Source organism: Anaerophaga thermohalophila str. Valhall, assembly GCF_000250735.1.
GTDB lineage: Bacteria > Bacteroidota > Bacteroidia > Bacteroidales > Marinilabiliaceae > Anaerophaga > Anaerophaga thermohalophila_A.
Map to the genome: position 1 here is coordinate 1 of NZ_AHZV01000351.1, position 13891 is coordinate 13891.

Sequence of the window (13891 nt, forward strand, 5' to 3'; positions counted from 1 at the left end):
TTAGGATATTTGTTAATAATTCTGGCAGTTGGAATAGCTGTATCGAGAGTATATCTGTTACAGCATTATTTCATGGATGTTTATGCCGGTGGTTTAGCAGGTGTAACGGTTTCGATAGGGATTAACCACCTGATTGGGAAATATTACAATGATTTAAACAGCAATCTTGCAAAAGATTTTCTGGCTTATCGCAAAAAACGTATCAAAGCCAAAACCCAGTTATCAGCCAACTAAAAATATCATTGTTTCCCTGATATAATACGGGTTTCACGATTATCAAACAAATCGGTACATTCAAATAAAATAATGTAAGGCACCTGTCCGTCGAATTGTCTGATTCCTTTGGCCGTAGTCAGCAAAACATTTCCGGGATCGGATAAAAAAGATTTGATTTCAGCGTTCGTCTGCAACTCGGGTATTATTCCATATCTGAAAACAAAAGCAGGGTTAACACTTTGGTGCCAGGCAATAGAATCGGCATTTTCTATTATTTGTGCAGAAAGATAAACCGGATTGCGTTTGTCCAGTTGAGGCATAAAGCCTCCTATCAAAAACATTGCCTCAATACAGAAAGTAGTTCCCAGCATCAGAAAAGCTGCTCTGTTTTTTCCCTTAAAGACCAGTACAACTGAAAGCAAGGTTCCTGCCAGAAGAGGCAGAAGAAAATACAATAAATGATACATTCCCTCGATATTAGGATCTTTTTCAATAGCAATAAAGGCGCCGGTAAAAAGTAACACTGCAAAGAGAAAAACAGCCAGAAAATGCCAACGAAATTTTAAAGAGTGGATATTACCGGCCTCTTTATTCAAAAAATGACCTGCCAAAAGAGCTGTAAAAGGATAGGCAGGCATGGCATAATTAGGAAGTTGAGTGCTGCTGAATGAAAAAAATATAATAAACACCAGAGTTATTATACTTGCAAAAGTGATGAGGGAATCGCGTTTATTATGCCAGATAACTTTAAAGGCCGGAGAGATAAAAAAGACAAAAGGAATAAAACCCATCAGATAATAACCGATAGTTATTAAAAAGAAACCGCCATGACCTTCTTTTGTGTCAGTAAATCTGCTGATATTATGATCGAGCAAAAAACCTTCTATCCAGGCTCCATCAGTTGTTTTCCAAACCATATAATACCAGGGAACAACAATAGTCAAAAAAAGCAAAATACCGGTTGACGAAATCAACTTTCGAAGTACCGGAAAAGAAAACTGACGGCTAATCAACAAAAAAAGCAGCATTGATAAACCGGGCAGTATCACTGCAACGGGTCCTTTAGCTAACACCCCAAATCCCATAAAAACATACATTCCCCAAATTGCCAACCGTTTGCCGGTCTGCATCCAATGGTAAAAAGCCATCAGACTAATTCCAACACATACAATCAGATATGGATCCGGTACAGCAAGATGGAATTCCAAAACAAAGTGTATGCTTGACCATAAAACAAATATACTCCACCATGCAATACTACTATCAGAGGTATGACGCACTAAAAATAAAAAATATACCAATAAGAAAATACTTCCAATAAACCCCGAAAAAAAGCGGGCTGCAAAAGGAGTCTTCCCCCACAACGAATAAGAAATCATCATAAAATAATAGTGCAACGGGGGTTTATCAGTGCGTAATTCATTGTTAAAAACCGGTGTAATATAATCACCGCCCTCCATCATTTCGTAGGCACATTGAGCATTTTTACTTTCATCCAGGATATAAATGTCTGAACGTCCCGATCCAAACAGGAACAAAAACAACGAAAAAAAGAAAACGATCAGTCCTGATGCAAATAGTGGTAAAGATTTCATCAGTATAAAATTAATTTACGTTATTGGTCTGATGGAACTCGCATGATTGGAGTTTATACATGTTCTCATGTGACAAACCTTGCTATGCTCGTTTCATAATAATAACAATACCGGATTTAACGGGGTGCTGATATTCTTCTGTGGCACCCGAAAATTCAGAGTATTCATCTCTCCCATTTTTTTACAAATGTTCATTATCACCCTTAATCCTGCAAACGAACGGTTAAGGTTTAATTCAAAATTAACATGGACTAATTATTAACACACTATCAAAGTTTAATTAAAGAAGGCGTAACTATTAACAAATATTCTGCTAACAAACATTCCGGTTCTTTACAGAATAATTCGAGAGAATAAGGAGTTTTTTAAAAAACTTTTCACGCATGGATATTAGACCAAAATTATCAGTTGTAATTTGTGTTTATAATGAGGAAGAAAACATAGTTCCGCTTTACTCACAGATACAAATGGCTCTTACCGGCATCAAAAAGGAGGTGATATTTGTGGATGACGGATCAACGGATCGGACGGTTTCCAATATATTAAAATTACAGGGAGATAATATAGTACTAGTTCGCCTAAAAAGAAATTACGGACAAAGTTCAGCCCTTGCAGCAGGAATTGAAATAGCCAACGGACATTATATAGCAACAATTGACGGTGATCTTCAAAATGATCCGGCCGATATTCCTTCAATGTTGGAAAAAGCCATTTGTGAGGACTGGGACATGGTGGCCGGAATAAGGGTCAACCGGAAAGACGGCTTTTTTTTGAGAAAATTCCCAAGCATGCTCGCTAACCAGTTTATCAGGTACACCACAAAAGTAAAAATGAAAGACTATGGCTGTACTTTAAAAGTGTTTAAATCAGAACTGGCAAAAAGTATAGGACTTTATGGAGAGCTACACCGTTTTATACCTGTTTTGGCCAGCAATGAAGGAGCAGCCATCACTCAAATGAATGTCAATCACCGGTCAAGAAAATATGGGAAATCAAAATACGGATTGGGACGTACCCTTAAAGTAATCAGTGATCTCATGCTAATGCTTTTTCTGAAAAAATACATGCAAAAGCCTATTCATTTGTTTGGAACAACAGGCTTATTACTATTTCTATCAGGTGGAATCATCAACATTTATCTGCTTATTTTAAAACTTATGGGCCATGATATTTGGGGAAAGCCCATCATGATCCTTGGTGTTCTTTTAATTCTAACCGGGATACAACTGGTTACCTTTGGTCTTTTGTCTGAAGTAAATATGAGAACTTATTATGAGTCGCAAAATAAAAAACCCTATAAAATCAATTACATACAGCATGTCGGATCAAAAAAGCTACGTACCGCTTCTTAAGCTCCTGCTAAAAATTTTTATCTCCGCTGGGGCCTTGCTTTTTATTGCATCCAGACTTGACTTAACACTGGTTATTACAAAGCTTAAGCACATCGACCCCTGGTTTTGGACGGGTGCCGTTTTACTATACGCATTATCCCAATTTATCAGTTCTTTTCGGCTCAATACTGCATTACGCGCTGTCCCTATTTATATTTCGAACATAGCCAACATCAGGCTATATTGGCTTGGAATGTTTTACAACTTTTTTCTGCCGGGTGGGATTGGTGGAGATGGGTATAAAGTATACGTTTTACATAAACTATTCAGGGTATCGATCAGAAAATTAGCAGGAGCTCTTTTTACTGACCGTTTAAGCGGACTTTCGATCATTGTTATTTTCCTGCTTGGTACTTCTTTCTTTATCGATCACCACTTTCCATTTCAAAAATGGCTTTTTTTAGCGATTCCATTTATTGGAACAGGATACTATCTTGTAGTTTATTTGGTCAATAAACATCTGACTTCAATATTCTGGAAGATTACCGGATTTTCGCTATTGGTACAGGGAATTCAGATTGTTATATTAATGCTGTTGCTTAATGCTGTTGGTATAGATATAAATATGACCAGCCTTGATTATTTTTTCCTGTTTTTCCTTTCGACCATTGCATCTGCTATACCGGTTTCCTTAGGAGGCATTGGAACCAGAGAATTTATTTTCTATGCCGGATCAATTTACCTTGGAACAGACCCTGTCCTTGGAATTGCCATAAGTATACTGTTTCAGTTGACTACCATGATCACAGCTTTGCCCGGTATCCTTTTTGCTTTTTCGCAAAAATCAATTTTCAATACCAGGCCTGAAAGAGTATCAACTGCACCGCACCCGGTGTAATTTACTTTTTACTGTACTCAATATAAAATTAGTCTGAGTTATTGGCCTGAAAGAACGTGCTTGCGATGATTTATAAACATTCACATGGTTAAAAAATGGATCTGACCTTTACTTGATCACTCCCTGCTCTTTGCATCATGCGCCACACCCTATACTTATTTCAACAAATGCGCTTTTAACTCACCAACATCGTTCTGAATATTGTTAATGGATCGCAACAAATGCTCAATTTCGACTTTTCCCTGAGGCAATTCGGGACTTATATAATGAACAAAACGCCAAATTTCCCTGATCTCATCTACTGGAAGATCGTAAGGCTCATAAAGGGGATTCAGGCTGATGCATTTCAGAGTTCCATTTTCGGATATATTGTTCTGAATAATCTTGAAAGAAATGCCTTCGTCGCGTGTCAGGATGACACAGGCCTCACCGGATTTTATGGCGTGCCAGTCGAGCACAAACTCGCCTGTTACCCAGGCTCCTTCGGGAACCGGCAACATGGAATCTCCACTAACCTGAAAAGTGCGGTACTTCTTTTCCCGGTCGAGAAACGGCAATCGGAAAACAGGCAGAGAGCTAATGTATTCGGGATCGGCAAAACCTGTTAGATACCCGGCTTTTGCTTTTTCAGGCACCAATTCAATATTTTCTTCGTTATCGGGCCCTACCGTCGATGTTAATATACGTAACCGTGAACCTCTGACATAAACGTCATTTCCCTGTTCCAGTTCTTTCAGCTGAAAGCCGGTCAGTTTAGTTAAGTCAACCCTGACAAGTGTATCCATCGAGAGCCCGAAATAATCGGCAATGGCAGCCAGAACATCCAACGGGGGCCCGGAAATTTTGTTTTCATAATTGTTCAACGTCGGGCGCTTTATTCCGAGAGCCTGAGCCAGGTCTCCCTGGGTGAGGCCGCGTCTTTTTCGCAATAGACGTAGATTAGATGCAAAATACATGATTATATAATAAGCTTATTTTGGATTATTTTATAAGCAAATATATGAACAGGTAATTAATTTGCCAAATTTTTAATGAACCATATAAGACAAATAAGAAAAAAACCACAGATTATTAACATATTAGGCACCTGTTTGCCGCCAGCTTGCCAGCAGGCAGGTATCTAAAAATATAACGATCTATTGATTTTTATTACCTTTGAAAAAGAAGGCAATAAAAATATATTATTGATTACAAACAAACCTGCCCTATGGAGATTACCAAACAATATCTGAAAGAACTCATATACCTTATTAATGGCGCTGCAATTGAAGTTCATAAAAATCTTGGTCCTGGACTCTTAGAAAGCGTTTATCATAAATGTATGATAGAAGAATTAAAAGATTGTAATATATCCTTCGAATCAGAATATCGTGTTCCGGTTATTTACAAGGGAAAACCCATTTCTGCAGAATTAAGGTGTGATCTTTTCATCGAAAAAATACTCCCTGTTGAACTAAAAGCTGTTGAAACAATAATGCCTATTCATGAAGCTCAAATTTTGACCTACATGAAGCTGCTGCATGTTCCTGAAGGATTATTGATTAATTTCAATTCGAAAAATATATTCAAAAATGGCCAAAGGACCTTTGTTAATGAACTTTACAGACTATTAAAAGAAAAATAAAACATCTTATATGCCTTATATGGTTTTAATTAAAAAAGAAGAATGACAAAAGATTCTCACCCCGAAGGTTTCGAACAAATCTTCTTTGCCGATGGTAGCAGTCTGGCCAAAGCCAACCCGGTGGAAAAAGAGTTGTCAAAATTGAAAATTGGCATCCGTCAGCTTCACCACAATGTTGATTTGTTGATTGATGCATTCACCCAACGCTGTGAAAGTGAAAATATTCCGGTCGACTGCCACATGGGTTGTCAATGGTGCTGCCACCAGGCCGTTTTCGCCTCAACACATGAAATGATTGTATTGGTTGATTATTTAAAAAGACGATTCTCTGAAGAAGTAATCGAAACCATAAAAGTTAAATCCAGGGCAAAAGACGACCGCTTAAAAAAGTTAAGTCCGGGCGACACCCTCAAAACTTCTCATCCCTGCCCGCTTTTACGCAACGGCAGCTGCATGGTTTACCCCGTACGCCCCATGGCATGCCGAATTTATCTTTCATCCAGTGAAAAAAGCTGCAAAGCTAAATTCGACCGGCCTGATGATCCAAACGTTATGCCGGCGCTTTTTGACTTCACCCTGAAAGCCGGACGACAGCTAAACGAAGGATTTGCTTCGGCCTTGCGCGAAGAGGGACTCGCAATTGAGGAACACAGGATAGAGCATATTCTTCTCAGGCTGCTTGAAACTCAGGAAAAAACAAAAGAATGGCTGCAGGGCGCAACCATTCACGACGGTTTTCCATTTGATGAACTACCTGATGATTAACCTGGCATGGTATATTCCAGGCCGGCTCCGGGCCCCAACGGTAGCCCGAAAGTCAACCAAATAACCAGTAAAATACTCCATCCTATAAAAAAAGCAATGGAATAAGGGATCATCGTGGCCATGACAGTTCCCAGTCCGGCATTTTCGTCATATCTGTTAAAATAGGCAATGATGAGCGCGAAGAAGCTCATCATAGGCGAAATAATGTTGGTCACCGAATCGCCAATGCGGTAAACGGCCTGCGACAATTCGGGTGAATATCCCAGCAACATGAACATCGGCACAAAAATCGGCGCCATTATGGCCCACTTAGCCGAAGCACTTCCCATCAGCATATTGATGGAAGCAGACAAAAGCACAAATAACAGCATGAGCGGTATTAATCCCAAATCGGCAGCCATCAGTGCTTCGGCCCCATTCACTGCCATAATCACCCCCAGATTGCTCCATTTAAAATAGGCCACAAACTGGGCAGCAAAAAACACCAGTACGAAATAGGTAGTGAGTGTCTGCATACTTTTGGCCATACTCTTTGCCACATCGGAGTCATTTCTGTATTTTCCCAATACGGCTCCATATACAATTCCCATGGTACCGGCGATCAGAAACAGAATAGCAATGACTCCTCTTATTACGGGTGAAGAAAGTATGCCTCCGTCATCACCCCTTAGTATCCCGTTCTCGGGGAGCACCCCGGCCATAATCAAAACTACCCAGAACAACAAAACAACAAGACTCCATCGCAGGCCTTTTTTCTCCCTGGGCGACAAGTGCTCCAGCTTTTCTTCTCCCTCAGGTCCAGAATAGGTTCCAAAACGCGGAGATACAATTTTTTCGGTCACCCATGTACCAATAACTGCTATAACAAAAGTCGAGACAATCATAAAGTAATAGTTGGCAGTAGGGTTTACCTCGTATCCGGGATCAATGATTCGCGCAGCTTCCTGTGAAAGACCGGCCAGCAGGGGATCAACTGTTCCCAATATCAGATTGGCGCTAAATCCACCGGACACTCCGGCAAAGGCAGCTGCCATCCCCACAATCGGATGACGACCAACCGACTGAAAAATGATGCCTCCCAAAGGAATCAACAACACATATCCAATATCGCTGGCAAAATTCGAGAGTATCCCGGAAAATACCAACACAAAAGTGAGTAAACGCTTTGGTGACGACAGAACCAGGAGCCTGATAAATGCTGCAATCAGTCCGCTCGACTCCGCAATTCCTATCCCAAGCATGGCGACCATCACAATCCCCAGGGGTGCAAAACCGGTATAATTTTCCACCATACGGTCCAGAATCATTGCCAGACCTTCTTTACTAAAAAGGTTAATAACCCCTATGGTTTCTCCTGTTCCTGGATGTTGAACCGACCACCCCAACCAGGCTCCAACGGCCGACAAAACAAGCGCAGCCAGTGCAAAAATCCCAAACAATGTAGCCGGATGTGGAAGCGCGTTCCCCCCTTTTTCCAAAATGTTCAAAAATCTGTCAAAAATGCCTTTCTTCTTTGCTTCTCTCATTAGGTATAGCATTTATTTTTTCGGCCACCAAAATAATAAAAATGGCAAAATTCATAACTGATTTATATCGTGTTGGTATTATCAGATAATGTTATCCTGACAAGATTTTCCATATTTGGTTTAATCTTTTACTTTCGCTAAAAAAATGTACTTTTAAGGTAGATTATCACTACTGACCGACTAAAATGAAATGAATATAATGAAGACCTGTATTTATGTGCGCTCTGAATACTTTTACACAGTTTAGGGGTAGGTTTGCATCAAAGAAATTCCGTCAAGAAAACATCGAATAATCAAACAATCTATTTTCCAGAGTATGAGCGAAGAAATTGAAAAAGTAGAACTGCGACAATTAAATATAGACGACTATCAGGAGTTAAGAACCACAGAGGAAGAAGCTTATCGCAACTGGGAAGGCCCGGGATGGGACGAACAAAACATCCGCACCTTAATTGACATATTCCCGGAAGGGCAGTTGGCAGTTTTGGTCAATGATAAAGTTGTGGGATGTGCACTCTCTCTGATTGTCAATTACGAACGTTTTGGAGATGAACACACCTATAATGAGATAACCGGGAACATGACCTTCAGTACTCATAATCCCCGGGGTGACATACTATACGGCATAGATATTTTTATTCGCCCCGCCTTCAGGGGGTTGCGCCTGGGACGACGGCTCTATGACGCACGCAAAGAGCTGTGCGAACATCTGAACCTGAAAGGAATCGTTTTCGGAGGAAGGATACCAAACTATTACAAAGTAGCGGATCAACTCACACCTAAAGAGTACATTCAAAAGGTCAAATTTAAAGAGCTTTACGATCCGACTCTTACTTTCCAGCTGGCCAATGATTTTCACGTCAAAAAAGTACTGAAGGGTTATCTGCCAGACGACCACGAGTCGAAAGAATATGCGGTTCTCCTGGGATGGGATAATATTTATTACACCAAACGTGGCAAACAATTATCGCAAACCAAAACTATTGTCAGACTTGGTCTGGTTCAATGGCAGATGCGTCACTACCCTACTGTTGACGATGTTTTCGAGCAGGTTGAATACTTTGTCGACGCGGTATCTGCCTACAAAAGTGACTTCATCCTGTTTCCGGAATTTTTTAACGCACCTTTGATGGCCCGGTACAATCAACTCTCTGAGCCCGAAGCCATCCGAAACCTGGCACAATACACCGAAGAATGTCGCGACCGATTTGTTCAGCTGGCCATCAGCTACAATGTGAATATCATCACGGGAAGTATGCCCCTGATTCGGGATGATAAACTCTACAACGTTGGATATGTTTGTCGCCGTAACGGAACATATGATTCGTATGAGAAGATACATGTAACACCGGATGAAGTTAAATCATGGGGCCTTTCCGGCAGCGACAAGCTCAAGGTTTATGAGACCGACTGTGGCAAAATTGGTGTACTCATTTGTTATGACGTAGAATTCCCTGAATTGTCAAGACTGTTGGCCGAGCAGGATATGAAAATTCTTTTTGTGCCTTTCCTTACCGACACGCAGAACGGTTACAGCCGTGTTCGCTATTGTGCCAGGGCACGAGCCATCGAAAACGAATGCTTTGTCGCTATGGCCGGATCGGTAGGGAACCTTCCAAAAGTCTCGAATATGAACATTCAGTATGCGCAGAGTGCTGTTTTTACCCCTTGCGACTTTGCATTTCCAACCAACGGCATCAAGACAGAAGCGACCCCTAACACCGAAATGATCCTTGTGGCCGACGTCGATCTTGATCTTCTATCCGAACTCCATGCATACGGAAGTGTCAGGAATCTGCGCGATCGCCGGACCGATGTATTCGACCTGCGCCTAAAAAGCGGACTTATTGAATAGAGCATTTAATCACCAACAAAACATGACAATTGATAGAGATATTGAACTGAAGCCACTTCAGAGAAATGATGCCGGTCACATTTTTAAAGCCATTGATGACTCAAGAGAACATCTCAGAGTATGGCTGCCTTTTGTGGATATGACCCACTCCGAACAAGACTCACTAAATTTTGTAAATAGTGTCCTGGAGCTACCTGAAGAAAAACGCGACCTGGTATGGACAATATGGTATAAAAGCGATTTCGCAGGTCTCATCGGAACCAAAAATACGGACTATCAAAATCAACGGACAGAGATCGGATACTGGCTGACTGAATCCTTTCAGGGCAAAGGAATCATGATAAGAAGCGTTCAAAAAGTTCTCGGTTATCTTTTCAATGAAAAATCCTTCAACCGCATTGAAATAAAGGTGGCCATTGGAAATAAAAGGAGTCGCAAAATACCTGAACAGTTGGGTTTTTCCCGTGAAGGTGTGGAACGCGACGCTGAGAAAATGACCGACGGTACTTTTGCAGATGCCGAAGTGTTTAGTCTGTTGAAGAAAGAATTCGGTTGAACAATTTCGGGCTGCAACAGTTTTAACTATGAATTTTTAGTACAATGCTCATTTTGTCGGATATCAGTGATTGTGACTAAAAACAAGCAAAGTTTCATCTATTAGTCTGCTCCTGAAAGAGCTATTTTTGTGAGGCTTGAGGCGTTTTAGATTTTTGTACCGGAGTTAACTCGTTGTTAATGAGGATGCAAAAATTTAAAACAACACAGAGTTTGACAATAAAGATGCTTTTTAGACCGGACACATCTATTAAATTAATTCGAAACGTTCATGTACCAGACCAATATTTATTCATCGGACAACCTTCCTTCAGAACCTCAAAAGCAAGAAATCGTCGATTTTCTCTTTACACATCTCGACCGGTTTGGAGACCCGAAGGAAGATATTACCAAAGCCATCGATTACTCGTTAAAGATATCAGAATCTTTTGGAGGATTTGTTCTGCAGATGAAAGATGCGGATCGAACCATCGGAGCCGTTGTTATAAACAAAACGGGAATGGACGGATATATTCCCGGCAACATCCTTGTTTACATTGCCATTCACCGCGATTACCGTGGCAAAGGACTCGGAAAAGAGCTGATGAAAAAAGCACTTTCTGAAGCATCCGGCGATGTAGCCCTTCACGTTGAGCCGGACAATCCCGCAAAAAAGCTTTACGAAAAGTTCGGTTTTACAAACAAGTATCTTGAAATGCGCTACAAACAACAATAACCGCATTATGGCATTCATTACACTCAACAGACAAAAGCTGAGAGACAATTATACTTATCTCAACAACCTTTTCAAAGAAAACAATATCGAATGGGCCATTGTGACCAAAATGCTCTGTGGAAACAAAGCCTATCTAAAGGAAGTTATGGATTTGGGAATTAAGCAAGTATGCGATTCCAGAGTTTCTAACCTTAAAGCCATTAAAGCAGTTAATCCGGATGTTGAGGCCATTTATATCAAGCCGCCACCAAAGCGATCCATACCAGGCATCGTGCGCTATGCCGATGTAAGTATGAATACAACCTTCGAGACCGTCAGGTTATTATCGGAAGAAGCCCGCCGCCAGGGAAAAATTCATAAAATTATTATCATGGTGGAAATGGGCGAACTCCGCGAAGGAGTAATGCGAGATGAAGTTGTTGATTTCTATTCGCGTGTATTTGAAATGCCCAATATTGAAGTAATTGGTATCGGAACCAATTTGAGCTGTCTTTACGGCGTTCTGCCCAATCAGGACAAGCTCATACAGCTGAGCCTTTACAAGCAATTGATAGAAAATAAATTCAACAAAAAAATTCCCTACGTTTCCGGAGGAAGCTCGGTTACCATTCCACTCATTCACCAGGGACTGCTTCCCGATTCAATTAATCATTTCAGGGTTGGAGAAACCCTTTTCCTTGGCACCAATGTTTACGACGGTTCGCAATTCGATTTTATGCACAACGATGTCATAAAAATATATGCTGAAATCATAGAATTATTCGAAAAGCCTACTGTTCCCCAGGGTGATATGGGACAAAACCTTGAGGGCGAAACCTTTGAGTTCGACCAGGAAAAATCCGGCGAACGATCGTGCAGGGCACTCCTGGACCTTGGTTTGCTCGACATTGAGGAAAAACGCCTGATACCTGCCGACGACTCATTTTCCCTGGCAGGGGCAAGTTCCGATATGGTGGTAGTTGATCTGGGTAATAACCAAAACGACCTTAAAGTAGGTGATTTGCTTGAATTCAGAACCGATTACATGGGGGCTCTCAGGCTGTTAAATTCCAGGTATATTGATAAACGGGTGATTTGAGGCTGAGGCTGAGGTTAAGGTTGAGGTTGAGGTTGAGGTTGAGGTTGAGGTTAAGGTTGAGGTTGAGGTTAAGGTTGAGGTTGGAGTCCGGTTTGTTCAAAACAGAAGACCGAACAGAGATTTACATCCTCCTGTTAACCAGTGGTTACCTGATGAAAGTTCCATATCATTCATCTTTTCACCAATCTGGAAATGAAGTCAATTACGACAATACCGTTTCGGCCCAAATCTATCCGGTGGAAAACTTTCATGTTTTGGTTATATTTGCCCTGAGGACAAAAAAGAACCGTACATGACATTACTGATTTTATATTTACTTCTTGCACTTGGAGTATCTTTCCTTTGCTCCATTTTGGAAGCGGTATTGCTTTCAACTACTGCATCCTATATTGAGATAAAAAAGATGCAGAATGCACCGGGAGCCGAATTATTTTCACGTTTAAAATCCAATATCGACCGGCCCATCTCTGCCATACTGTCGGTTAATACCATTGCTCATACCGTTGGCGCAGCAGGTGTAGGTGCACAAGCAGCCATCGTTTTTGGAGATGAATGGTTCGGAGTTATTTCTGCCGTACTTACCCTGTTGATACTGATTCTTTCAGAAATCATTCCGAAAACAATCGGGGCAACCTTCTGGAAAAACCTGGCCATTCCGGCAGGATATACAATCCGTATACTCATGCTTATAGCTTACCCACTGGTTATCTTTTCCGAATTGATCACCAAACTGATGCCGAAAAATAAATACAATTCCTCCATTAGCCGTGAAGAGATCGAAGCAATGTCATCCATAGGCGCTAAAGAAGGAATATTATTCCAGGATGAGGGCAAAATTATCCTTAACGCTATGCGACTGAATGTAATGCGGGTGAAAGAGATCATGACACCAAGAACTGTTGTGGTCGCATGCCCCAGACAAATGACCGCCGCCGAATTCATTGAACAATCGAAATACCTTGAATACAGTCGCATACCGGTATTCAATAAAAACATAGACGATACAGAAGCATACGTTCTGAAGTCGGATGTTCTCGAAAAAGTTGCCCGTGGTGAAGGCAACCAGCCTCTTTCCCGCATTGAACGAAAAATAAAGATGATTCCTGAAACCATGAATTTGAGGCAATTGTTCGAAGAGATGATTTCGGAAAACGAACACGCGTCTCTGGTCGTCAACGAATATGGTGCCATGGAAGGAATTGTAACACTCGAAGACATTATTGAAACCCTTATCGGCCGCGAGATTGTGGATGAAACGGATACCAATGCTGACATGCAAGAGGTGGCCCGTGAAAAATGGCAGCAAAAAATGAAAAGTATCTATCCACGTTTCTGGAGAAGATAGATAATTAGAGGGTAGAGGCTGGAGGCAGAGGTTAATTGATAGAAGTTGGAAATTAGAAGCTATATATTAGATAGTTAGATGTTATATGATTAGATAAAGGTAATTCAGTCAATAGTTTTTAGTCAATAGTCAGTAGTGGAATTTGGTGATACTGACATGCCCAGAAGACCAACAGAGGTATGTAAGTTTCATGTTTTGATCAGTTTATGATTTTGGTTAGTGCCTGACTTTAAAGTTTCCTACTTATTACAATATTCCGTTAAACTTTTGCAATACGCTGCAAGCCAACTGGTTGCATCTAAAGAGGTTTGTTTGTTAAATTGCAGTATATCAAGGTTGAAAAATCATCTAACATCTTTTATATCACTGCTGTCCGGCAAAAAAAGCG

13 protein-coding genes are annotated in these 13891 nt (G+C 40.9%); 10 read left to right on the forward strand and 3 right to left on the reverse strand.

Annotated elements, in window-relative coordinates; all coding sequences use genetic code 11:
* Positions 1-234: phosphatase PAP2 family protein (locus OQ5_RS21625; RefSeq protein WP_044108088.1), on the forward strand; the 234-nt coding region annotated here is incomplete at its 5' end.
* A gap of 5 nt (positions 235-239) precedes the next feature.
* Here the strand turns inward: OQ5_RS21625 and OQ5_RS0118220 are convergent.
* Positions 240-1811 carry an ArnT family glycosyltransferase gene (locus tag OQ5_RS0118220; RefSeq protein WP_016778863.1) on the reverse strand — a complete coding sequence of 524 codons (1572 nt, stop codon included), beginning with the start codon at positions 1809-1811 and terminating at the stop codon, positions 240-242.
* A gap of 383 nt (positions 1812-2194) precedes the next feature.
* Between OQ5_RS0118220 and OQ5_RS0118225 the strand changes: the two genes are divergently transcribed.
* Together OQ5_RS0118225 and OQ5_RS21630 are read left to right on the forward strand one after the other, a co-directional pair.
* Positions 2195-3163, forward strand: a complete 969-nt coding sequence (locus tag OQ5_RS0118225) for a glycosyltransferase family 2 protein (protein ID WP_016778864.1) — start codon at positions 2195-2197, stop codon at positions 3161-3163.
* Positions 3129-4040, forward strand: coding sequence for a lysylphosphatidylglycerol synthase transmembrane domain-containing protein (locus OQ5_RS21630; RefSeq protein ID WP_016778865.1), 912 nt, complete (start codon positions 3129-3131; stop codon positions 4038-4040). Before OQ5_RS0118225 ends, OQ5_RS21630 begins: the two co-directional genes overlap by 35 nt.
* Positions 4041-4195: 155 nt before the next feature.
* Here OQ5_RS21630 and OQ5_RS0118235 read toward each other — a convergent pair whose 3' ends face one another.
* Complete coding sequence (locus OQ5_RS0118235; protein ID WP_016778866.1) at positions 4196-4996, reverse strand: LexA family transcriptional regulator; 801 nt, start codon at positions 4994-4996, stop codon at positions 4196-4198.
* Between the two features lie 251 nt (positions 4997-5247).
* On the opposite strand from OQ5_RS0118235, the gene OQ5_RS0118240 reads away from it, so the two are divergent.
* Positions 5248-5664: a GxxExxY protein gene (locus OQ5_RS0118240; RefSeq protein WP_016778867.1), complete on the forward strand. Its 417-nt coding sequence runs from the start codon at positions 5248-5250 to the stop codon at positions 5662-5664.
* Between the two features lie 42 nt (positions 5665-5706).
* Positions 5707-6429, forward strand: coding sequence for a YkgJ family cysteine cluster protein (locus OQ5_RS0118245; protein ID WP_016778868.1), 723 nt, complete (start codon positions 5707-5709; stop codon positions 6427-6429).
* Here OQ5_RS0118245 and OQ5_RS0118250 read toward each other — a convergent pair.
* Positions 6426-7955, reverse strand: a complete 1530-nt coding sequence (locus tag OQ5_RS0118250; protein ID WP_016778869.1) for an AbgT family transporter — start codon at positions 7953-7955, stop codon at positions 6426-6428. The genes OQ5_RS0118245 and OQ5_RS0118250 overlap by 4 nt on opposite strands.
* Positions 7956-8271: 316 nt before the next feature.
* On the opposite strand from OQ5_RS0118250, the gene OQ5_RS0118255 reads away from it, so the two are divergent.
* The 5 genes from OQ5_RS0118255 to OQ5_RS0118280 all read left to right on the forward strand — a co-directional run bounded on the left by OQ5_RS0118255 (position 8272) and on the right by OQ5_RS0118280 (position 13503).
* A complete protein-coding gene (locus tag OQ5_RS0118255; RefSeq protein ID WP_016778870.1) occupies positions 8272-9810 on the forward strand; it encodes a carbon-nitrogen hydrolase family protein in 1539 nt (512 codons plus the stop codon).
* A 22-nt stretch (positions 9811-9832) separates the two neighbouring features.
* A complete protein-coding gene (locus OQ5_RS0118260; protein WP_016778871.1) occupies positions 9833-10366 on the forward strand; it encodes a GNAT family N-acetyltransferase in 534 nt (177 codons plus the stop codon).
* Positions 10367-10636: 270 nt separating this feature from the next.
* Positions 10637-11080 (forward strand): GNAT family N-acetyltransferase, encoded by a 444-nt coding sequence (locus OQ5_RS0118265; RefSeq protein ID WP_016778872.1) that lies wholly within the window; start codon positions 10637-10639, stop codon positions 11078-11080.
* 7 nt (positions 11081-11087) lie between these two features.
* Positions 11088-12158 (forward strand): alanine racemase, encoded by a 1071-nt coding sequence (locus OQ5_RS0118270; protein WP_016778873.1) that lies wholly within the window; start codon positions 11088-11090, stop codon positions 12156-12158.
* A gap of 292 nt (positions 12159-12450) precedes the next feature.
* Complete coding sequence (locus tag OQ5_RS0118280) at positions 12451-13503, forward strand: CNNM domain-containing protein (RefSeq protein ID WP_016778875.1); 1053 nt, start codon at positions 12451-12453, stop codon at positions 13501-13503.
* Positions 13504-13891 lie beyond the last annotated feature (388 nt).